Source organism: Paenibacillus peoriae KCTC 3763 (assembly GCF_000236805.1).
In the GTDB taxonomy this organism is placed as follows: Bacteria; Bacillota; Bacilli; order Paenibacillales; family Paenibacillaceae; genus Paenibacillus; species Paenibacillus peoriae.
On sequence record NZ_AGFX01000021.1, the window covers coordinates 38,955 to 60,067 of the forward strand.

The window sequence follows — 21,113 nt, forward strand, 5'->3', positions numbered from 1 at the left end:
CAGGCATAACCTTTGGTATATATAATAGAAAGAATATATTAAATGCTATGCCTGCTAGTAGCTCTACGTTTATAGCTTGTCAGCAAAAAGCTGTTCTTTGATGTAAGAGACCGGCATTTCTTGGCCTGTCCACAGCTCGAAGGCCAATGCGCCCTGCCACAGCATCATGCCCAAACCGTTAATGGCGGTTGCGCCTACGGATTCGGCCTGCTCCATCAGCTTGGATTTAGCCGGGCTGTATACTACATCGGTCACGATCAGGTCGGAACGAAGCATAGACACATCTTCAATCACACTTTTGCCTTCCAGTGGTTTCATGCCAACACCTGTACCGTTAGCGAAAATGTGACTTGTACGAATCTCTTTACGTAATTGTTCCTGGTCTTCCAGTGGATAAATATTCGCCTTGACCTGGGCGTGTTTCATATCTTCATTAATAATGCGAACATTCTCTTCTGCCCGGGCAAAGAACTGATCGTCGCGGGCGAAAATTGAAATTTCAGCCAGGCCAGCCCGAGCGGCCTCAATGGCAATCGGAGTAGCAGCACCGCCAGAGCCGACGAGTGTCATTTTTTTGCCTTTCAGATCAATCCCGTGTTCACGCAGGTTGCGAACGTAACCAGATCCGTCTGTACTGTAGCCTTTCAGTTTACCATCCGTATTTACGACGGTATTGACTGCTCCTGTAAATTTAGCGCTATCGTCCAGTTCATCCAGGTACTGAACAATGGCGGTTTTGTTAGGCATAGATACGTTATAGCCACGTATATTCAGAGCACGCAGGCCGCGTACCACTTCTTCCAGCTGTTCATTCCCTACCTCAAAGGCCATATATGCATTGTTCAGTCCCAGTTTTTCAAACGCAAGGTTGTGCATAGCCGGAGACAAAGAGTGTCCGATAGGTGTAGCAAGTAGTCCGATAAGTTGTGTTCTTCCGTCAATACGTCCAGCATTTTTCATCATATAAACCTCCAGGTTAATTGTGTAGTTTAATGAAACACTTTTTTATATCGATAAGCAACAAACATGGCCAGCAATATGCTGACTACGGCAATCGCGATATCCAGAATGAATACCGAGGTAATCCCCAGACTTTTGGACATGCCCCCGGTAGCGAGTGGCATCAAGATGAATGCAAGACTGGCTGCAATGTTCACGAGAGAAGTCGTAGTCCCTTTGTTTTTGCGGAAAAATTCGGTCATAACAGTAAGAGCGATTTGGAATATGCCTGCGGTCGACAAGCCAATTAAGAATGAACTGATTATAGTAGCGACAGGATTGTGCCATGTAATTAAAGCCAGCAAGGAGAGCAAGGCAATAAACGGATACACAATCATGACGGTAACCGGTTTAATGAGCCTGCCAAGTGCCACGGCTAACAGAATAACGGAAACCAATGAACCTATACTATAGTAGCTCAGCAGTTTAATGGCGCTGGCCTTCTCCATGCCCAGGGTCTCTTGACCAAAGGTAGGCAGCCATAGCTGCACGATCATGAACAATACAGTGGAAGTAAAACCGATAATGATCAGAGACAGACCCTCTTGCCAAAACTTTGGCTCACTGTGGAAAGTATCCACCGATTGTTCAGCGTTGGTTGTAGCCTTTTGTTCCTCCAATTTGTGATTTGGAAAGGCTGTCGTCGACAAGAAGATACCGCTCAGAAGATAAATACCTGCCGGAATAAAAAAGGAGTAGCCATAGAACATATTGTGATCGATAAAGAATGCGATCATGAACGGAATAACAATGGCACCGATAGAAACGGATGCTTTGACCAAGACGGTTGCAGATCCGGCTTTTTTTCCGAACCCTTCAATCAGTGCAGGATAAGTTCCCGCATCCATCATGGAGTTACAAACCCCTGCGATAATGGCAAATACAAAGGCCACGGCATAGTTGGGTGCAAGGGGAATGCCGATCAAAAAAATTAAATACGCAAAGGATGCAATAACAATGAGCGGTTTCCTTCCGTATTTGTCTGACATTTTTCCGGCTACCCCGAGCGCCAGCAGCTTACCGATCCCGATGGCCGACACCAGATAACCGATGGCAGCCTTATCCGTGTTCAGTTGCACGGTCAGGAAGCTCATATTCGAGGAGAGAATAACATTGATCATACCTAGAAGAAAATAGTTGATGTAAAGCCCTGCTGCCATTCTGATATAAGGATTTTTCATAAGGTGTAACTCCCAACTTAATTTTTAGATCAATGACCTAAGTAGGCATTGTCCGGCCGTGCTGCAGCAAACCTGAAATAAAGTGAAAATATTCACAATATTTCGATGACTCAATTATGATATGCCTTTATTATATTAAGGGGTGGTATCATAAATCCAATGCATATTTCTATCATTTTCTATAGTTTAGGTCTATAATTTTAAATATAAATCAATGAGGGAGACTCCATGTTATGAATCTGAAACACTTACAATATTTTCGTATACTTGCAGAAATGGAGCATTTTACCCAGGCCGCTGTACGATTATGTATTACTCAGCCCAGTTTGAGCCATGCAATTTCAGAATTGGAAAAGGATTTGGGGGTTCATTTGTTTGAAAAGCAGGGCAGAAATGTTCGGCTGAACAAATACGGGCGTTTTTTTCTAAAGTATGTGGAGCATGCAATGGATGAATTGGAGAAGGGAGAGCATGACTTGCGGGAATTGGTGAGTCCAAGCCAGGGGACCATAGATTTGGCGTTTATCTACACGTTGGGCTCTCATTTCATTCCGACGATCATTCAAGCTTTCTCGGCTTTGGACGGGCGCCAAGATATATCCTTTTCCTTTCATCAAGGGAATACGAACGATATTATTCAAGGACTGAAGCAAGAGCACTATGATGTGGCATTCTGCTCTCACGTTGAAAATGAACCGGATGTGGAGTTCATTCCGTTGGCTCAGCAGGAGCTGGTCGTTATTGTTTCACCCGATCATCCGCTGGCTTCGCTGAATCAAATTGATTTGAAGGATACGGCGGCTTATCCGTTTATCTTTTTTAACAAAAAAAGCGGTATCCGGCCCATTATTGAGAATTTGTTTGCCAAAGTAAAGGTTACACCGCAAATCATTTGCGAGATCGAAGAGGATACGGCCATGGCGGGACTGGTGTCTGTCAATTACGGGATCGCAGTCATGCCCCGAATTTCTTCGCTAGATTATTTTAACGTCAAAATATTGCCTATTGTAAATCCCGAATACGAGCGGTTTATCTATCTGGCGAGCATCAAAAATAGATATTTATCCCCGGCAGTCGTGGACTTTCGGAACTTTGCACTTAGCTATGGCGAGGAATTTTATCTGAAAACGCATCAGCGTGTCTAAGCTGTGCCCCGCAGTATTTTAGCTTGATAAATTTTAAAATGTGTTCTATACTTCATCATCAATACAGAAAATGTGAAATGATTCACATTAGTAATGCCACAAGACTTACTTACAAAAGCAGGTGAATTCATGATGAAACGTTCTTTTTTTCCGGTGGCGACCGGCCTGTATGTAAACTATCTTCTGTTTGGTATGTTTAATATTATGCTGGCGTCACACATGTCCTTTTTAACAGAGCATTTTCATACAGATCAGGCGGGCATCAGTCTTTTGGTTTCCGCGATGGGATTTGGCAGGCTGTTTACGCTGTACATATCTGGAGTGCTCTCTGACCGTTATGGTCGCAAGCCGTTTATTGTGGCCGCAGGGCTGCTGATGGCCGTTTTCCTGGTTGGTATACCGCTGAGCCCCAGCTTTGAAGTGGCGGTGGTGCTGGCTGTGCTGGCCGGTGTGGCGAATTCCTTGCTCGATTCGGGCACCTATCCGGCTCTGATCGAGGCGTTCCCGCAGTCCTCCGGTTCGGCTACAGTTTTGGTGAGAGGCTTTATATCCATTGGGGCGGCATTTTTACCGTTAATGATCATCTTTTTTATGAATCACGATATTTTTTACGGGTTCTCATTCTTTGTACCGGCGCTCATATTTGGTCTGAATGCGATCTACCTGTTCAAAATGAAATTTCCAGACATGCGGGTTCAGTCACCAAAGGAGTCCATACGTGAAACTTCTGTATCTGGCGTTGAACAAACGGTAGAATTGGCGTCGCATGAGCGGAGTAGGCCACGGTTTTGGCAGGAAGGAATCAGCCTTATTTTACTCGGCTTTACAGGGCCGGCGTTGTTGTATATTGTGCAGTTATGGTTGCCTACTTTTGGACAGCAGTTTGTCGGTATGACCGAGTCAGAGTCTCTTAGACTACTAGTCTATTACAATGTCGGCTCACTGGTTTCCGTGTTTGTATTGGTGATTGTGTTAAGAAAGTGGATCAAGCCTGTTCACATTATTTTCATTTACCCATGTATCTCCTTGTTGGCATTTGGAGCGCTTCTCCTGTTCAAATCACAGACAGCGGCTATTATTTGTTCAAGTGTTATCGGGTTTTCCATCTCGGGTGTGCTTCAGCTCACGTTATCTGTTATGAGTGAATTTTTTAGCGAACGAAAGGGGCAAATCACCGGGTTCGTTTACACTGCAACTTCTCTAGCGTATACGCTTATTCCAGTATTTACAGGCTTTCTTTTGAAGCATTCTCAAATATCCAGTGTTTTCATTTTGGCTATTATCGTAAATGTGGTGGGGATCGTGCTGGCGGTGTTTGTTAATTTTCGGTACAATTCAGTCTTTCCAACAAGTCGCAAACTGTTCCCTAAAATCGTGCTTGACCCGGAGCAAGCTAACAACCGAGCCTAATCATCTGCATGCTTATTCAGAATGCGTTACACTATAAAATATTGTAAAAATGTTCGGCTTAAAACTATGAATTGGGGAGAGGGATAGAAATGGCGAAAATCGTAAAGGTAAAAGATGTATTGATCGGTGAAGGAGCGCCTAAAATCTGTGTTCCAATGGTGGGAGAAACGTTGGAGCAATTAAAGGAAGAGGCCGCCTATTTGCGCACACTCGACCTGGATATCGTGGAGTGGAGAGTTGATTTTTTTGAGCATGTGGAGAACCTGGAGCAAGTGAAGGCTGCCTTGAATGAAATTCGGTCTATTCTAGGAAATATTCCACTTGTCTTTACGTTTCGCAGTGCTCGCGAAGGCGGAGAAAAGGAGATCAGTGCGGCGAGTTATGTGGAGTTGAATCGCATGGTGGCCGAGACGGGTCAAGTAGAACTCATTGATGTGGAGCTTTTCAATGAAGAAGCTGATGTGAAGACATTGGTAGAAGCTGCGCATCAGCATAAGGTGCATGTGATTATATCCAACCATGATTTCCAGAAGACGCCGCCAAAGGAGGAAATCGTATCCCGGTTGCGCAAGGCGCAGGAATTGGGAGGCGATCTGCCTAAAATAGCGGTCATGCCAACCAATACAGCCGATGTGCTAACCTTGCTGGATGCAACGCGTACGATGGCAGAAGAGTATGCGGATCGGCCTATTATTACAATGTCGATGGCGGGAAAAGGCGTCGTGAGCCGTCTGACTGGAGAACTGTTTGGTTCGGCTCTGACCTTTGGAGCTGCCAAGAAAGCTTCTGCGCCTGGGCAGATTCCTGTCACCGAACTGAGAGAAATATTGACGGTGCTGCATCGTCACAATTAGAGGATGTACGGCATTACTGCTGATAAGCTTGAATCTGCAGTGAACAAAAAAAGGAAGGCCCTCATGCAGTGGCATGGTTGGGTCTTCCTTTTGTAATTTTTAATTCAATCCCCGAGTAGGCTCATACAACTCCCAGCCCAGATTTAGAGTTTGGATAATATAGTCTGCGACTTCTTCCGCATCCAGCTGATCTGTATCGATCTTGGAGTGATTCACCGCATAAATATTCTGTCTGGAACGGAAAAGTTCTTCGATTTCCCCTAGGGTCTTGTTTTGCAGATTTGGACGAGTATCAATCAGCATCTTGAGCCGATCTTTCCAGGAATCCCAATTTAAATCCAGGAAGAAAACAATGGATGAAGCCAAACAAGCCTGCTTCACTTCTTCCTGTAAAAATGCCCCCCCGCCAACGGAAATGACTTTCAGGCGAGTATTACTGCATAACTTCAGAATATGCTCCTTTTCAATTTCACGGAATCGCTGTTCTCCGTATGTCTTGAAAATCTCTGTTGTGGGCATGTTATATTCTTGTTCAATTTCCTGGTCAATATCCACGAAATCCCGATACAGCTTGCGCGCAAGATGGGAACCAATCGTTGTTTTGCCTACGCCCATAAAACCAATGAGCACAATATTTTGTTCTCTTAATGGAATCTCTCTATTGTTTTGCACCATAACCACTCTTTTCTCACCAGTAATGTTGAGATGTAACGCTTCAAAGCACTAAATACATTATACGTTCATCAAACGTCGCTTTCAATAGCATAGATTATATCAGAAGCGAGGTACAAGCTCATGATGTAATTATCACCCCATGGATTGCTATAGAATATAGTAGACAGCTAATCATGAAAAATTCCGATGCGTAATTTACGAGAAAGCAGACTTAAACAAGTATAAAAAAGGCAATATTGTGTACTTTGTCGAAGAAAAGGACATATTTTTCCGAATTATATATTGAAATTACTGGAAGCTTGACTATAATGGAATTATACAATTTGTAAATGAAATCGCTATATTTACAAATTGTGTTTTTTAATAAGGTACAGTCCATTACTTTGAACCAAATACCAAGTATACATATGTTAATTATTACTTATTGGCTCATCCCGCATAGACGTGTATCGGTTCATGGGTTCATTGTCCAAGGGTGGTGAGAAGGTCTACGCGTTTTGCTCAGCTCAGATACTGCAGCAGAAATAAAAAAATGGACGAGAGGGATGAATTAAAATGAATACACAAACAGCCAAAGTATTAAAAAAGGGAATGAGTATTGCTTTATCAGGTATGCTGGTCGCATTATTTGTTGGCAATTATTCTGCTCATGCAGCTCCGGAAGTTGTTCATAAAACCATCGTTGTCAAAGCCGGAGAAGTATATGATGGTAAAGGGAAGACCGTAGTTGCTGATCCCAATACCCTGGGAGACGGAAGCCAGAAAGAGAATCAAAAGCCTATTTTCAAGCTTGAAAATAATGCAACACTGAAAAATGTGATCATCGCTGCACCTGCTGCGGACGGTGTGCATGTTTATGGCAATGGAACTATCTCCAACGTAACGTGGGAGGATGTAGGTGAAGATGCATTAACGCTCAAAAAATCAGGTACGGTAAACATTACAGGCGGTGGCGCGTTCCATGCCTATGACAAAGTGTTCCAAATGAATGCCGAAGGCACGATTAACATTAAAAACTTTAGAGCCGATGATATCGGTAAGCTGGCTCGCCAAAACGGGGGCACGAAATACAAAGTAAATATGACACTGGATAACTCCGATATTTCCAACGTAAAGGATTCAATCTTTAGAACGGACTCCTCTAGCAGCTCGGCTAGAATTACAAACTCTCGTTTTCACAATGTGAAACAATTGTTCAAGGGCTTTAAATCCAGTAACACGAGCGAATCCGGAAATAGTGAAAATTAATACGAATTAGGATAGAGCAGGAAAATAAAAAGGGGCTTGTTCAACAGATCGCCAGGATCTGATTGGACAAGCCCCTTTTTGGTGCATCAAGCTACCCAAAGGCGATCCGGACTTCGTTTGGGACGAGGACTGTGATATGATCTTGCTATTACATTTTATACAAAAAAGTTGGGTAGCCATGAATCGTTTTCATCAATATATGAATGCTGACGGTACTTTGAATGATACGCTGGTGCGGAATCGTGAAATTTTATATACAGGTACAAATGGTCGAGATGTAGAACGCTTTTACGTATCGTCTTCTGAAAGTTATGTGTTTAAGCCGTTAACCAATGATGACCAGGAAGGCCGGGAGAGATGGGTATATGAGCATGTGCTTGCTTCGTTGCCGCCCATCTATCCCCGACTGCTGGACTGGTCTGATGCCAGCGCGGATGGCGGAGGAGAATGGATGATTTTGGAGGACCTTGGTCCGCTGCACCATCTACATGAAGAAGAAACGATGTTGCGAGCTATTGGACTTGTCGCATGGTGGCATGCTTTGCCAACAGATTGTTTTACTGGCCTTCCGCTGCGAGGACCGAAGCCGCTTATTAAGGAGATGGCTTCTGAGCTGTACGAGCGCAAGCTTGAAGTGCTGGAGCTTTGCAGTTCACTGGGATTCTCGAAGCAACAGGTGCAGCGTATTTATGTACAGCTGGAGCACCAGTCTTTTGCGCAGCAGCTTGTACTGTCGCATGGTGATTTTCATCCGGGGAACTATGCGCTGAGCGGGGAGCGGCTCATGGTGCTGGATTGGGAGCATGCTCATCTGAACATACCGCTGTGGGATGTGTATCATCTGATCGACATGTCCCATCCGTTGTTCCCGCGTCGCATGACGCCCAATTTGCGTATTCGTATGCTGGACACATATCTGGAGCAGCGGGAGCTGTTGGGTATAAGAATGGATCGAGCGGCATTTTTGCTAGAATATGGCATGTTTGCTGTGGTATTTTCGCTGTGGATGCTGCTGCTCATTCAAAGTGATTTGCAGAGGATTGGAACGGACCTGCATAGAAACGGCGACAAATGGTCAAAAGAGCAATTAGAGGCTCAACGGGGAGAAACGTTAGCTTGCTTGAACGAATGTGCAGCGATGATGGAATGGGGACAAAGAAAGTGGGGAGCAAGATGAAAAAAGTCGGTTTGGTCATGAGAAAAATACAATTTGCTGAAGCGCAGGGTCCTCGTATTTTTGCAGAACGTCTGAAGCAGATTGGACTGGAATTGGGAGTGGATATCGTATTTGTATCACCGGAGCGCCATGTGAGCGGCCATGACTGGCTTCCGGGTTATGAACACGAAAAGGGTGACCTAGTCAATTATGATATTGTATTGGACCAGCTCCATGAGCAGCAGATTGAGCACGTGATTTATACGGTATCCGGCTTTACCTATTTGAACATGTTTTTTAAAAACAGCGTGCTGTTTCCGCACAGTTTTCCTGATCCGGCGCTTACAGGCTATGAGATGATGAAGCCTTTTTATCAGATCGTGGACAAGGCTATCGTGCAGACTGCCTTTCTCAAGCAGGAGATGGCATCCAAGTTTGGCGTAACCGATGTGACGGTGATCCCGATTGGATTCGATGAGCGGCTGGTGGAAAAGCATTTCGACCCTTCACAGGTTGTGGATAACCGGGTGATGTGGATCGGGAGAGATGAGGAGAATCGGCGTCCTGATCTGGTACTGGAATATGCGCGGCATAATCCTGACAAGGATGTCTATATGGTGTTTGGCGGTGAACGCTACAAGGAAAGCATGAAGAAATATGACATCCCGGACAATGTAAAGCTTCAATTTGCATTGACGCAGGATGAAGTGTTTGCGCTGATGAACACGGCGAAGGTGTATTGGAGCTGCTCCAAATTCGACACGTTCGCGATGCCGCTGACCGAAGCGCTGGCCATGGGAAAAATCGTCGTCAAGCCGGAGCATCCTTGCTATGGACATATCAGTTCCACACATTCTTTTTCAGGAAATGAGAAAAACTGGTTCGAGCTGGTCAATATGGCTGCCGCCTCACCTCGCCGGGTTTCGATGGAGAACCAGGCATACGCCATGGAACAATTTTCGAGCAAGGTGATGAAGCAGGGGTATCGGGATTTCTTTGACCGTTGGTTAAGCTGAGCATTTGGATAGGGACTTGCGCTCTAATGAACGAAAGTCCCTCTTTTCTATGACTGTGTCTCTGCTGCTTCAGTAAGAGCCGTTTTGCGATCCATTATGTAGCTGACCAGCATAAGGAACAGGCCGCCGACGGTGATCAGAGATGCGACCCATGGGATGGCAGTCAGCCCCATTTGATTAATAACGACTCCGCCAATAAAAGCGCCACCTGCGTTGCCCAGATTCAAAGCAGAATGGCTGGAGGTGGAGGAGAGCAATGGGGCTTCATAGGCCAGATTCATGATGCGAACCTGAATGCCTGGCATGATGCCGAACGCGGCAATCCCCCAGATAAAGACGGTGATGACAGCCAGTACCTTGCTGTGAAGCGTAAAGGTCAGAATAGACAAAATAATGGCCAGTACAGCATAGTTTGCAATCAAGGACGGTAGCAGCTTCCAATCTGCGAGCTTGCCGCCAACGATGTTGCCGATGGTTACGCCGAGCCCGAACAGGACGAGAATCCACGTAATGCTATGCTCGGCAAAGCCGCTAATGTCCGTAAGCAAAGGTGTAATGTACGTAAAGACAGAGAACAGACTGCCACAGCCGACAGCCCCTGTGAGCAGCATCAGCAGTACCTTGGGATGAAATAGGCTTCGAACTTCCTGTTTGAGACTGGAAGGCTTGTCCTGCTGAATGACCGGGATATAACGAATGATGCCAAAAAGAGAAATGAGGCCGATCACGACAATAGCGCCAAACGAAGCACGCCAGCCGAGCTGTTGCCCAATAAAGGTGCCAAAGGGCACGCCAATAATGTTCGCTACGGTCAATCCGGTTAATACCATAGAAATGGCACCGGCCCGCTTGTCAGGACGAACCAGTCGAGCGGCGATCAGGGAACCGGCTCCCAAAAAGGTTCCGTGTGATAACGCGGTAGCCATGCGGGCTGCAATAAGAAGCTCGTAGTTGGGGGCAACGACGGAGAATAGATTGCCTAAAATAAATATGGTCATTAGCAAGCAGAGCAGTTTTTTTTGCGGCACCTTGTGGGTTAATACGGTAAGCACAGGTGCGCCAATGGCCACACCCAGCGCGTAGCTGGTGATAAGCTGTCCGGCTTGCGGAATCGTAACGTGAAGATCATGGGCTACATTGGGCAGCAGTCCCATAATGACGAATTCGGTCATACCGATGGCGAAGGCACCCAGGGTCAGCCATAGCAAGGAGGGCGGGAAGCGATCCGCTGTCTTCGTTTCTTGAGTACTCATAAATTTCTTGTATCCTCCTGAAAAAATAGTACTGCGAGTATATCATTACTGACGATATCTGGCGACCCATTTTGCAAAAAATTTACATACTAAGTTGATAAGATTGATGTAATTTACAAAAGCGCGGGTAGGGAGAAGCTAATTATGTTATTTTGTTAGTAGGATATTAGGATCGTAAATAACGATATAAATATGGAACACTCAAGGAGGGGACAACGATGGCACTTAAAGTGGTACATCATATTACCGATTTAATTGGAGATACGCCTTGTGTACGGTTGCAACGGCTCACAGGACCGCAGGATGCAGAGGTGTATGTGAAGCTGGAATATTTTAATCCAAGCGGCAGTGTCAAGGATCGTGCGGCGGGCAACCTGATTGCGGAGGCGGAAAAGGCAGGGCATCTACAGCCGGGAGGCACCATTATTGAGCCGACTAGCGGCAACACGGGAATTGGACTTGCGATGAATGCGGCTGCCCGAGGCTACCGTGCAATTCTGGTGATGCCGTCGAATATGACGAAGGAACGAATCAATATTTTGAAAGCATACGGTGCTGAGGTTGTGCTGACCCCGGCAGAGGAACGGATGCCCGGTGCGATTCGCAAGGCGCTTGAATTGGGGGCCGAAATTGAAGGGAGCTTTATCCCGCATCAATTTGAAAATGAGGCTAACCCGGACATTCACCGTACAACGACAGCACTTGAAATTTTGGAGCAGACGGAAGGAAGGCTGGATGTGTTCGTTGCTTCTTCGGGAACGGGCGGTACTATCACGGGAACGGGTGAAGTGCTGCGCCAGCATTTGCCGAATCTACGAGTGGTTGTGGTCGAGCCAAAGGGTTCGCCAGTGCTGTCCGGTGGAAAACCCGGTCCGCATAAGCTGGTTGGCACCAGTCCGGGATTTATCCCTGACGTACTGAATACGAAGGTTTATGACGAAATCGTACAGGTTGCCGATGAGGATGCGATTGCAATGACCCGGGCGATTGCTGCCCAGGAAGGGATTCTTGTGGGCTCCTCCAGTGGAGCTACGATCTGGACGGCCATTCAGGAGGCCCGGCGTTTGGGAGCGGGCAAGCGAGTGCTCTGTATTGCGCCAGACACCGGAGAGCGTTATTTGAGTATGGGAATATTCGGATAAAGATTATATGACGCAAATATTTTGGAGGATGAAGGAGGAGCAATAATGAAGATCATGCCTTTACAGAAACGTGGAATCTCAGATAGTCGTCTGGCGCTTGGTTGTATGCCTTTTGGTGGAGAATGGAGTCATGTCCCGTATACGCAGGAGCATATTATTGAAGCAGAAAAAGCTGTGGAAGCAGCACGTTCCATCGGAATTACGATGTTCGATCATGCAGACATTTATCGCATGGGGAAAGCGGAAGAAATTTTCGGTCGGATTTTAAAGGGACAACCTGGGTTGCGTGAACAAATCGTAATTCAGTCCAAATGCGGGATTTTCCTGCCGGATGGTACGCTCCCGGGCCGTTTTGACTTCTCATATGCTCATATTATGGAGTCTGTGGACGGCATTCTCAAGCGTCTGGGAACCGAATATTTGGACATCCTGCTGCTGCATCGCCCCGATCCGCTGGTAGAACCGGAAGAAGTAGCAGAGGCGTTCAGCAAGCTTAAGGCGTCCGGCAAAGTACGGCATTTCGGCGTTTCCAATATGAATGTAAGCCAGATTCGTTTTTTGGAGCGCAGCCTGACGGAGCCATTGATTGTGAATCAGTTGGAAATGAGTCTGGCACATCTGCATTTTGTAGACCAGACAGTGCATGTGAATCAGCAGGCGGGGACGAATGTGCATTTTGGTGAAGGCTTGCTGGAATATTGCCAAACGGAGGATATTCAGCTTCAAGCGTGGGGACCGCTGGCTCAGGGACGTTTTAGCGGAGGTTCTTTGGACGGAGAGCCGGAGCATGTTCGTAAGACGGCAGAGCTGGTGCAAAAGCTGGCTACTGAAAAAGACACGACACGTGAAGCTATCGTCCTGGGCTGGCTTATGAAGCATCCGGCACGGATTCAGCCTGTCATTGGGAGCGCCAATCCTGAACGAATCAAGGCCTGTCAGGATGCGGAACGTCAGAGCGAGCTGATGACCCGTGAGGAATGGTATGAATTGTACGTTAGCGCGCGTGGACAAGCTTTGCCGTAACTTGTTTAAAAGGCCCTTCCTTTGTCTAATGAACGGACGAGGAAGGGCCATTCTTGGCTATTCCTCTTCTTCGTACCGTGCGAGGGCTTTGGTGATTGTCTCCTTCATGCGGGAAATCAGCCGGGCGCCCTGGACGACCCTGACACGTTTGCCGAGGAAACGGATTTTGGATAGCACATATTCACATTCATCTGCCTGAAAGGTGACCGTAATACGATAGGTATCTACTTCCTGAACATATTCCACCTCTTTTTCAAAGCAGGAAAAAGCATATAAAATACGGGACATTTCCCCGTTGTATACAGGAATAATCTCAATGATGCCCTGTTCCTTGCGCGACTCCAGAATACCGAGTATACGCTGGGTGAATTTCTCCGCCTCTTCAGGTGGAATCGCTTCTTCCGAGACGGTTACGATGTTGGACAGCTTGGTGGACATCAGCGCGCGGTGTCGGCGGTTATACCACAGCAGGCTCCATTCTTTCTTGACCATGGAAAATTCCAGCTTGTAAGGAAACCCGGACATTTGCTCATGCATGCGCCCGTTGCGCAGTCTGAAGTTCATACAGATGCCTGAACGGGAGCGCAGGATGGGACGCAATACACGCAGGAGTGGATGATAGACAGAGGAAGCAGAGCTGCCTGCCTTTTCCTTCAAGCTCCCATCGACCTCCAGCGGCTCATCATCTGCCAGCATCAGTCGAAGCTTATCTAGCGTTGCTGGTGTAAAAGCCTCTGCCGCCGCTGAGTCTGCCAGCATGGATTGGAGCCAGACCCTTTCCTGTGATGTGGTGGCAAAAGCGCCTGATTCATTCAGGCGTGAGACGATCTGATAGTTAAATATTTTCTCGAATAGGCTCATAATAGGCTTGCAGCTCCTTCCATTCCTGCCTGAATTCCTTGCGCAGCCGCCGGGGCTCCAATACCTCACAGCTTGACCCGAAGCTGCGAATCCACGGTTTGATCTCGGTAATTCCATTCACCGTAATTTCATAGATAAAGGATTCGCTTTCTTCCTCCGTAATCGTACCCCATTGTCCCTGCAACAGGACGCGTTCCCGAATAAAATTGTGCTTTGCGCCCTCGGGATTAAAAAAACGTATTCGCACGTTCACGGCGAGTCCGGTATCCACAAGCCAGCTATACCGCGTTTTTTCTTCCAGCACCGCCAGCAGATCGGCAAAACGCTGCTCTGGCATGGACTTTCCCTCCATTAATTGAGTCATGCCCTCCAAACGGAACTTCATGATTCCTTTGCCGCCCACGTGACCCAGCACATACCAGCGTCCGTATTGATGATCATAGATGACCTGCAAGGGCAGAATGGTATGTTCACGGCCTTCTGTCTCCTTTTCAAACAGCGGATTGGTATTCTGTGACCCATACATGCTTCGTTTGGATGTCGAAAAATATAAAAAGCTCACACAGCGCCGTTGCCGAATGGCATGCAAAAGCGGGTGAATATGGGCTTCGTCCAGAATGCGTGAGTAGTAGTGATACTTATATAAAAAAGGGGTCGCTATATCACGATCTCCGCTTTGACGGCGCATCGCTTTTTTCAAATGATCACGCAGCAGAAATCCCTGCACGGAGGGAAGCTGGGTGTTGGCCATAATGTCTACAAAATCATACAAGTCCAGTAATTCCTCATCTGTCAGCCCTGTGACCAGATCATTGCGGACAGCATAGCGGTACGGTCTGCCGCCGGGCTCCTTGCGAACCACGCCGACTTCAACAAGATATTTCAGGTCCGAACGGATCGTTTTCTCATCCGGCAGTGTACTGTCGGAAGGCAGTCCGTCACAGCAGGCATCCAGCAACTCCATGGTGGTCAGGGGCTGCGATTGTAGTGCTGTCAGTAATAAAGCCAAACGGACGCTTTCTGATTCCTTGAGCGATTTGGCTCGAAACAGGAATAGCAGTAATGGATCTGCGGATTCATAATAATTAAAGCGCAGCATTTCGTTAAAATCATGTCCCTGCTCCGCAGGCAGCTGCTGCTGCACGGATTGGACGATTTCTTTGAGCCGCCGAATTGTCTTATCAAAGGTATGTACCGAAATGCCCAGTCTGTCTGCAAATTGCTGTCGATTGTAAGCACCGCTTGTCAATGTCAACATGCGCAGAAATTGAATTTCTTTATCAAAGCTTTCTCTCGCCATGGTGATTCCCCATTTCTGTGCTATTCTGCGAAAGGATGTATCCCTTTATTTTAACAGGGAAGGGATGCACGAAAAAGGGAATTTATTCATCTTTGTAATACTTTCACCATGTTCACGACTCCCAAAATCAAGGATTATAGATATATAAGTTGTCATATCCAATGGGTATGCAGCGCTTCAAGTGCTCAAGGTATGGCCTTTTGTGCTGTGGGGAAAGGAAATAACAGAGCAGCTTCAAGAAATACTGTAAATGATTTAGGGAGGTAATAGCATGACCGATATAAAGCATAAGCACGATTTAATCAAGCCGGACATGCGCGCAACGATTTTGCGTGAGCTGCGAGCCTTGGAGCAGGAGGAGCAGGTGCGTATTGTATATGCCTGTGAATCAGGCAGTCGGGCCTGGGGATTTCCTTCACAGGACAGTGACTATGATGTGCGTTTTATCTATGTAAGGCCAATGGAATGGTATTTGTCCATTTTTGACAAGCGCGATGTGATTGAGCGACCGATCAGCGATTTGCTGGATATGAATGGCTGGGATTTGAAAAAGGCGCTCAATTTGTTTCGCAAGTCCAATCCACCTTTGCTGGAATGGCTGCAATCTCCGATTCCCTATTTGGAACAATATTCAGTCGCTGAGCAGATTCGCGCTATATCGCCGTTAACCTTCTCGCCGAAGTCCTGTATGTATCACTATCTGAATATGGCCAAAGGGAATTACCGGGATTATTTGCAGGGAGAACAGGTGAAGATCAAGAAGTATTTTTATGTGCTGCGCCCGCTGCTGGCCTGCGGCTGGATTGAACGGAATCATAGCATGCCCCCGATGGAATTTAAAACGCTGCTGGAGGAATTAGTTCCATCAGATACAGAGCTTTATCAAGTCATCGAACATTTGCTGGAACGTAAAAAAGCGGGCGAGGAGCTCGATATTGAGCCACAGCTTTCGGTGGTAAATGATTTTATACGACAGCAAATTGCTTATTTTGAAAAGACGGCGCCTTTGCTACAGTATATGGAGGGTGGACGTGATCAGCAGCTGGATGATTTGTTCCGCGCTGCGGTGAAGGAAGTATGGGAAGCATAGGAATCGGAGCCGATTGATCCGAGATTGTAGCTTATAAAGGAGGGATTTAGAAAGGTATGGGTACATCATTGATTGATATTGGTGTGAATTTGATGCACCGATCGTTTCATGCGGATCGGGAACAGGTGGTAGAGAGAGCGGCAGCCGAAGGGATTACGCCGCTGATTATTACCGGGACAAGTGTCCGCAGCAGCCGAGACGCTTCTCAGTATGCGGCGCGTTATCCGGGCAAGCTGTACGCGACAGCTGGCGTGCATCCTCATGATGCTAAAAACTGCAGCGCAGATACGATTCAGCAGCTCCGCCAGCTCGCGGGTCAGCCGCAGGTCGTATCTATAGGGGAATGTGGACTGGACTATAACCGTGATTTTTCTCCGCGTGATGTGCAGCGCCGATGGCTTGGGGAGCAAATCCAACTGGCGGGTGAGCTGAATATGCCGTTATTTCTGCATGAACGGGATGCGCATGAGGACTTTGTTGCTATGCTGCGGGAGCATCAGGATGTGGTGGATAAGGCAGTGGTGCATTGCTTTACCGGAACTGCACGGGAATTGCATACGTATATAGAAATGGATCTGTATATTGGTATTACAGGCTGGATCTGTGACGAACGGCGCGGCAAGCATCTGCGTGAACTGGTCAGGGATATTCCTTTGGACCGTTTGATGATTGAAACGGATGCTCCATTCCTGACCCCGCGTAATTTGCCCGTGAAGCCAAAAGATGGCCGTAATGAGCCGATTTATCTCGGTCACATTGCCGCTACGATTGCCGAATGTACAGGGCGAAGCGTCATGGAAATTAAAATTGCGACGACCGAAAACGCCAAACGTTTTTTCGGATTAACTATTGCGGAATAAGGCTGCAATGTAGTACGCATGATTTATGCAATCGGGGTGATGACAGATGGAGCTGTTTTTCAGAGACAACTTTTTTAGCACAGGACTGACCGAGATTATGGATGGCAATGGCGAAGTGGCGGGAAGTGTGGATTTGAAAAGCGCCTTTGGTTCATCCGTAGATGTATATGACGCTGGCGGAAGGCTGGCGTTTGGCGGCAAATTTCGTTTTTTTGTTGGAAAGTGGGAAGTGAGCGATGCTGCCGGGCAATTAGTCGGTGTGCTGCGAACCCGAATGAGCTTGATGTCCAAAAGGTATGAATACGATGCTGGACCACGAGGTGTCTATGAGATTACATCACCTGCATTCTCCAAGGAATACATCATTCAGGGGGATGACGGGAAGACCGTGGCGGTATTCAATCAGACCAGTCGCTGGTTCCAGTCCGGGGCATTTCATTTGGAAAATGACTCCCTGTTACTGGATAGCTATGAACTGATTGTGGTTATCATGGGCATACATGCGATTCAGAACAGGAATTCCTCAGCCGGAAGCCAATCTTCCGTGTAGATCGTTATTGAATTATAAATAGGATTGTCAAAGCCATAGATGTGGTGTACATTAAAGTGAATTAAAAAGCATTGTCGGGAGCTTGAGAAAGTCAGGCTGAGAGGGTGGTCCTTGCCACCGACCGTGAAATCTGATCTGGGTAATGCCAGCGTAGAGAAACCTGGAGCACTATACAAGAAACAGGAATACCACTTGTTTTGCGGTTTGTCGATGGATTTATATCATATAACAAGCTAAGGAGCTGCGGGTCTGTAAAATACTGCGGACGACCATGGAGCATTTTGTTTTGCCCATGACTTTGGCTGATTTCAGTAGAATAGATTAAGCTACGGTTATATGAGATATATCGACAAATGATGATTTGTATAGTGATCACCTTATTACTGCGCATAAAGCTTGCCTGGAGATTCAGCTCCGGACAGGCTTTTTTTTATTGGCCAAGAGGCCTATTTTAAGGAAAAAGGGGAGCATATCATCAATGAATACGAATGTAAGAGCGTCCAAAGGGTTGAAGCTGACAGATATTTTGGTCACGATTGTGATATCCGTTGTGTTCGGGCTGGTTTATAAAATATGGGGGCCTGCCTATGACTTGATGAAGCCATTCGGTCTGCACGCCGAACAACTGATGTATGGCATGTGGTTTATGGCAGGCACGTTCGCTTATCTCATCATTCGCAAGCCGGGGGTTGCGATTTTGGCAGAGGTGGCTGCGGCCACGGTCAGTGCTTTTCTGGGCAGCGAATGGGGAATGTCCACCTTGTACTATGGTCTGCTGCAAGGCTTGGGAGCGGAGCTGTTCTTTGCGATTTTTCTGTACCGGAACGCCAACCTGTGGGTCACATCACTGGCTGCTGTTGGAGCGGCTGTCGCCTCTCTGATTTTGGACTTCAGCTACGGGTATATTGATCAGCTTTCGACCTGGAACTACGTTTTGTATATTGGATTTCGTATGATTGGCAGTATCGTTATTGCTGGAGTGTTCGCATTCTATCTGGCCAAGGCGCTGGAAGTAACCGGGGTTACACGAACCTTGAGACCTGCAACGCAGCAAGATTACAAGGGGCTGGATTAATGAGCCGGGCAGTCGAGGATGTGGTGGCATCGATCACTCATCTTCGTTTGAAATTTCCCGGTGAGCAGGAACTGCTTTTTCATAATATGTCTTTATCCGTCCGTAAAGGGGAAAGGCTGCTGCTGCTTGGGCCAAGCGGCTGCGGCAAATCAACGCTGCTTCAGGTGCTGAGCGGTCTGATCCCGCGTACGATAGAAGTACCTATGAAATGCGATGGTGCCGTAATCCCGGCTTTTTCCGGTATCGTATTTCAAGACCCGGATACACAGTTTTGTATGTCTTATGCAGATGAGGAACTGGCTTTTGTACTGGAAAATAATCAGGTTCCGCGGGAGCAAATGCCGTCTCGTATTCGCAAGCTGCTGATGGAGGTCGGACTTTCGACGGATGATGTGCACATGCCTATTGGCAGCATGTCACAGGGGATGAAGCAGCGTCTGGCCATTGCGTCTGTGCTGGCGATGGAGCCGGAGGTGCTTTTTCTGGATGAACCCACGGCTCTGCTGGACGAAGAGGGCACCGCACAGGTGTGGAATACGATTCGCCGCATTTCAGAAGGCCAGACGCTGGTGATCGTAGAGCATAAGATAAATGAAATTGTCCACGATGTGGATCGGATTGTAGTGCTTTCAGCGCAAGGGGAAATCATCGCAGACGGAACCCCGGAAGAAGTGTTTCATATGCATCGGCAGGCCTTGTCCGAGTATGGTGTATGGTATCCGGGGGTATGGGATGAAGCGTCTTCGCCGCGTTGGAATGAACAAGAGATGCAGGAGCATGGCACCGATAGTGTCGATAGACTGTCCGTCTTGGCAGATGAAGCAGCTTTGCTGGAACTGGAACGTTTCTGCGGTCTTCGTGGATCAAGTCCGGCTATTCAGGTGAAGCAGGCACGGGTGAAGCCGGGGGACTGGATTGGCGTAGTCGGTGAAAACGGGGCGGGTAAAAGCTCGCTGCTGCTTTCCATGATGCGTTTGCTTCACACCCAGGGAAGTTATCGTGTGAACGGAGTAGAGGCAGGCGGTACGGAAGAGCTGGCAGAGCGTATTGCGTTTGTGTTCCAAAACCCTGAGTTGCAATTCGTAGCGCATACTGTACGGAAGGAACTGGAGTATTCGTTACCCACGAACTTGTTTACAGCCGAACAACGCAGTGAACGCGTGAATCGAATGCTCGTACAGTTCGGACTGGAACGGCTGGATGAACGTCATCCGTATCAGCTTTCGCTCGGACAAAAGAGACGGCTGAGTATTGCCACGGCTATGATCCGTGAGCCAGCCGTGCTGTTGCTGGATGAACCGACCTTTGGACAGGATGCGCGCAATACCTTTGTTATCCTGGACATGCTGGAGGAGCTTAGAGCGGCAGGCACAGCCATAGTGATGGTCACACATGACCCGGAAATCGTTCGTCGGTACTGCACAGTTACATGGCGGGTGCAGAAGGGAGAGCTGCGGCATGAACCTGTCTTTTCCCCATCGTGAAACATGGCTGCATCGTGTGAATCCGGGGCTAAAGCTTGTGATGTTTTTCTTGCTGTTCGTGGTCGTTATTGTCATACATAATCCGAACGTTATGTTAAATGTAGCGTGTGCTATGCTGCTGCTGCTCGTCTGGTCGGGGCACCCATGGAAGCGACTGCTGCTGTATGGTTCTCCTTTTATACTGGTGTTTATTTCGACCTCAACAGGCATGATGCTGTTTGGTAAAGGAGTCACGACCTGGTGGACATGGGGCCTGATCCATATTACGCAGGAGAGCTTTTATCGGGGCATGCATCTGGGCTTTCGTGCGCTGAGTATGGCAGCAGTAGGGCTGCTATTCGGTTTGACGACTCGTCCGGTGAATCTTTTTTATTCGCTGATGCAGCAATGGAGACTTCCTCCGAAGTATGCGTACAGCTTTTTGGCAGCCATGCGGCTGATGCCGATTATGCTGGAGGAATTCCAGACATTGAGGCATGCCCATCGTATTCGAGGCTCACAGCAGCATGTGTCCAAATGGAATATGTATGCCACGCTTCGCAGATATGCGATTCCGCTGCTCGCTCAAAGCATCCGGCGCGCACAGCGAATCGCTATCGCGATGGAGGCCAAGGGCTTTGTGAACGAAACCAGACGCACGTATTATTATGTGATCCGTTATTCGGCTGTAGATATTGTGTTTATTTGTTATTTTGTGGTGATGCTTGTGCTCGCTTGGGAGTTAGGTATCCGCTTTCCTTATGTAGAAGTGTGGGATGTGCGCTAAACTACTGCCAAAAGGCTATGCCCGA

General features: G+C 47.4%; 20 protein-coding genes. 14 read left to right on the forward strand and 6 right to left on the reverse strand.

Features of this window, described 5'->3' with window-relative positions; genetic code table 11:
* Window positions 1-69: 69 nt before the first annotated feature.
* On the reverse strand, window positions 70-960 hold the full coding sequence (locus KQI_RS0113970; protein ID WP_010347407.1) for a shikimate dehydrogenase: 891 nt from the start codon (window positions 958-960) through the stop codon (window positions 70-72).
* A 29-nt stretch (window positions 961-989) separates the two neighbouring features.
* Complete coding sequence (locus KQI_RS0113975) at window positions 990-2,180, reverse strand: MFS transporter (protein WP_010347408.1); 1,191 nt, start codon at window positions 2,178-2,180, stop codon at window positions 990-992.
* Window positions 2,181-2,413: 233 nt separating this feature from the next.
* On the opposite strand from KQI_RS0113975, the gene KQI_RS0113980 reads away from it, so the two are divergent.
* From KQI_RS0113980 to aroD, 3 genes are all read left to right on the forward strand, one after another.
* The gene (locus KQI_RS0113980) at window positions 2,414-3,325 is read left to right on the forward strand and encodes a LysR family transcriptional regulator (protein WP_010347409.1); all 912 of its coding nucleotides are present in this window, start codon (window positions 2,414-2,416) and stop codon (window positions 3,323-3,325) included.
* 132 nt (window positions 3,326-3,457) lie between these two features.
* On the forward strand, window positions 3,458-4,735 hold the full coding sequence (locus KQI_RS0113985) for an MFS transporter (RefSeq protein WP_010347410.1): 1,278 nt from the start codon (window positions 3,458-3,460) through the stop codon (window positions 4,733-4,735).
* Between the two features lie 89 nt (window positions 4,736-4,824).
* Entirely contained in the window at window positions 4,825-5,589 is a 765-nt protein-coding gene (aroD, locus tag KQI_RS0113990; RefSeq protein ID WP_010347411.1) for a type I 3-dehydroquinate dehydratase, read from the forward strand.
* Between the two features lie 99 nt (window positions 5,590-5,688).
* Here aroD and KQI_RS0113995 read toward each other — a convergent pair whose 3' ends face one another.
* The gene (locus KQI_RS0113995; protein WP_029390156.1) at window positions 5,689-6,261 is read right to left on the reverse strand and encodes a shikimate kinase; all 573 of its coding nucleotides are present in this window, start codon (window positions 6,259-6,261) and stop codon (window positions 5,689-5,691) included.
* Window positions 6,262-6,819: 558 nt separating this feature from the next.
* Here KQI_RS0113995 and KQI_RS0114000 point away from each other — a divergent pair.
* The 3 genes from KQI_RS0114000 (at window position 6,820) to KQI_RS0114010 (ending at window position 9,684) form a co-directional block, all read left to right on the forward strand.
* The gene (locus KQI_RS0114000) at window positions 6,820-7,512 is read left to right on the forward strand and encodes a pectate lyase (RefSeq protein ID WP_010347413.1); all 693 of its coding nucleotides are present in this window, start codon (window positions 6,820-6,822) and stop codon (window positions 7,510-7,512) included.
* A gap of 136 nt (window positions 7,513-7,648) precedes the next feature.
* Complete coding sequence (locus tag KQI_RS0114005) at window positions 7,649-8,689, forward strand: aminoglycoside phosphotransferase family protein (RefSeq protein WP_010347414.1); 1,041 nt, start codon at window positions 7,649-7,651, stop codon at window positions 8,687-8,689.
* Window positions 8,686-9,684, forward strand: coding sequence for a glycosyltransferase (locus KQI_RS0114010; RefSeq protein WP_010347416.1), 999 nt, complete (start codon window positions 8,686-8,688; stop codon window positions 9,682-9,684). The genes KQI_RS0114005 and KQI_RS0114010 overlap by 4 nt, the downstream gene beginning before the upstream one ends.
* A 47-nt stretch (window positions 9,685-9,731) precedes the next feature.
* Here KQI_RS0114010 and KQI_RS0114015 read toward each other — a convergent pair whose 3' ends face one another.
* Window positions 9,732-10,937 carry an MFS transporter gene (locus KQI_RS0114015; RefSeq protein WP_010347417.1) on the reverse strand — a complete coding sequence of 402 codons (1,206 nt, stop codon included), beginning with the start codon at window positions 10,935-10,937 and terminating at the stop codon, window positions 9,732-9,734.
* 218 nt (window positions 10,938-11,155) lie between these two features.
* Here KQI_RS0114015 and cysK point away from each other — a divergent pair, with 218 nt between their 5' ends.
* Window positions 11,156-12,079 (forward strand): cysteine synthase A, encoded by a 924-nt coding sequence (cysK, locus tag KQI_RS0114020; RefSeq protein ID WP_010347418.1) that lies wholly within the window; start codon window positions 11,156-11,158, stop codon window positions 12,077-12,079.
* 45 nt (window positions 12,080-12,124) lie between these two features.
* Entirely contained in the window at window positions 12,125-13,102 is a 978-nt protein-coding gene (locus KQI_RS0114025) for an aldo/keto reductase (RefSeq protein ID WP_010347419.1), read from the forward strand.
* 57 nt (window positions 13,103-13,159) lie between these two features.
* Here the strand turns inward: KQI_RS0114025 and KQI_RS0114030 are convergent, their stop codons facing one another.
* Window positions 13,160-13,963: a WYL domain-containing protein gene (locus KQI_RS0114030; RefSeq protein ID WP_010347420.1), complete on the reverse strand. Its 804-nt coding sequence runs from the start codon at window positions 13,961-13,963 to the stop codon at window positions 13,160-13,162.
* A complete protein-coding gene (locus KQI_RS0114035) occupies window positions 13,938-15,263 on the reverse strand; it encodes a helix-turn-helix transcriptional regulator (protein ID WP_010347421.1) in 1,326 nt (441 codons plus the stop codon). Before KQI_RS0114035 ends, KQI_RS0114030 begins: the two co-directional genes overlap by 26 nt.
* A gap of 271 nt (window positions 15,264-15,534) precedes the next feature.
* Here KQI_RS0114035 and KQI_RS0114040 point away from each other — a divergent pair, with 271 nt between their 5' ends.
* The 6 genes from KQI_RS0114040 (at window position 15,535) to KQI_RS0114065 (ending at window position 21,088) form a co-directional block, all read left to right on the forward strand.
* Window positions 15,535-16,353: a nucleotidyltransferase domain-containing protein gene (locus KQI_RS0114040; RefSeq protein ID WP_010347422.1), complete on the forward strand. Its 819-nt coding sequence runs from the start codon at window positions 15,535-15,537 to the stop codon at window positions 16,351-16,353.
* A 56-nt stretch (window positions 16,354-16,409) separates the two neighbouring features.
* Window positions 16,410-17,213, forward strand: a complete 804-nt coding sequence (locus KQI_RS0114045; protein WP_010347423.1) for a TatD family hydrolase — start codon at window positions 16,410-16,412, stop codon at window positions 17,211-17,213.
* A gap of 46 nt (window positions 17,214-17,259) precedes the next feature.
* Window positions 17,260-17,763, forward strand: a complete 504-nt coding sequence (locus KQI_RS0114050) for an LURP-one-related family protein (RefSeq protein WP_010347424.1) — start codon at window positions 17,260-17,262, stop codon at window positions 17,761-17,763.
* 478 nt (window positions 17,764-18,241) lie between these two features.
* On the forward strand, window positions 18,242-18,838 hold the full coding sequence (locus tag KQI_RS0114055; RefSeq protein WP_010347425.1) for an ECF transporter S component: 597 nt from the start codon (window positions 18,242-18,244) through the stop codon (window positions 18,836-18,838).
* The gene (locus tag KQI_RS0114060; RefSeq protein ID WP_010347426.1) at window positions 18,838-20,322 is read left to right on the forward strand and encodes an ABC transporter ATP-binding protein; all 1,485 of its coding nucleotides are present in this window, start codon (window positions 18,838-18,840) and stop codon (window positions 20,320-20,322) included. Before KQI_RS0114055 ends, KQI_RS0114060 begins: the two co-directional genes overlap by 1 nt.
* Window positions 20,297-21,088: an energy-coupling factor transporter transmembrane component T family protein gene (locus tag KQI_RS0114065; RefSeq protein ID WP_010347427.1), complete on the forward strand. Its 792-nt coding sequence runs from the start codon at window positions 20,297-20,299 to the stop codon at window positions 21,086-21,088. The genes KQI_RS0114060 and KQI_RS0114065 overlap by 26 nt, the downstream gene beginning before the upstream one ends.
* The last annotated feature ends 25 nt before the right edge of the window (window positions 21,089-21,113 follow it).

Bases quoted from the DNA above. Each gene is read 5' to 3' on its own strand.
- KQI_RS0113970 (WP_010347407.1), bottom strand. From the start codon at position 960: ATGAAAAATGCTGGACGTATTGACGGAAGAACACAACTTATCGGACTA.
- KQI_RS0113975 (WP_010347408.1), bottom strand. From the start codon at position 2,180: ATGAAAAATCCTTATATCAGAATGGCAGCAGGGCTTTACATCAACTAT.
- KQI_RS0113980 (WP_010347409.1), top strand. From the start codon at position 2,414: ATGAATCTGAAACACTTACAATATTTTCGTATACTTGCAGAAATGGAG.
- KQI_RS0113985 (WP_010347410.1), top strand. From the start codon at position 3,458: ATGAAACGTTCTTTTTTTCCGGTGGCGACCGGCCTGTATGTAAACTAT.
- aroD (WP_010347411.1), top strand. From the start codon at position 4,825: ATGGCGAAAATCGTAAAGGTAAAAGATGTATTGATCGGTGAAGGAGCG.
- KQI_RS0114000 (WP_010347413.1), top strand. From the start codon at position 6,820: ATGAATACACAAACAGCCAAAGTATTAAAAAAGGGAATGAGTATTGCT.
- KQI_RS0114005 (WP_010347414.1), top strand. From the start codon at position 7,649: ATGATCTTGCTATTACATTTTATACAAAAAAGTTGGGTAGCCATGAAT.
- KQI_RS0114010 (WP_010347416.1), top strand. From the start codon at position 8,686: ATGAAAAAAGTCGGTTTGGTCATGAGAAAAATACAATTTGCTGAAGCG.
- KQI_RS0114015 (WP_010347417.1), bottom strand. From the start codon at position 10,937: ATGAGTACTCAAGAAACGAAGACAGCGGATCGCTTCCCGCCCTCCTTG.
- cysK (WP_010347418.1), top strand. From the start codon at position 11,156: ATGGCACTTAAAGTGGTACATCATATTACCGATTTAATTGGAGATACG.
- KQI_RS0114025 (WP_010347419.1), top strand. From the start codon at position 12,125: ATGAAGATCATGCCTTTACAGAAACGTGGAATCTCAGATAGTCGTCTG.
- KQI_RS0114030 (WP_010347420.1), bottom strand. From the start codon at position 13,963: ATGAGCCTATTCGAGAAAATATTTAACTATCAGATCGTCTCACGCCTG.
- KQI_RS0114035 (WP_010347421.1), bottom strand. From the start codon at position 15,263: ATGGCGAGAGAAAGCTTTGATAAAGAAATTCAATTTCTGCGCATGTTG.
- KQI_RS0114040 (WP_010347422.1), top strand. From the start codon at position 15,535: ATGACCGATATAAAGCATAAGCACGATTTAATCAAGCCGGACATGCGC.
- KQI_RS0114045 (WP_010347423.1), top strand. From the start codon at position 16,410: ATGGGTACATCATTGATTGATATTGGTGTGAATTTGATGCACCGATCG.
- KQI_RS0114050 (WP_010347424.1), top strand. From the start codon at position 17,260: ATGGAGCTGTTTTTCAGAGACAACTTTTTTAGCACAGGACTGACCGAG.
- KQI_RS0114055 (WP_010347425.1), top strand. From the start codon at position 18,242: ATGAATACGAATGTAAGAGCGTCCAAAGGGTTGAAGCTGACAGATATT.
- KQI_RS0114060 (WP_010347426.1), top strand. From the start codon at position 18,838: ATGAGCCGGGCAGTCGAGGATGTGGTGGCATCGATCACTCATCTTCGT.
- KQI_RS0114065 (WP_010347427.1), top strand. From the start codon at position 20,297: ATGAACCTGTCTTTTCCCCATCGTGAAACATGGCTGCATCGTGTGAAT.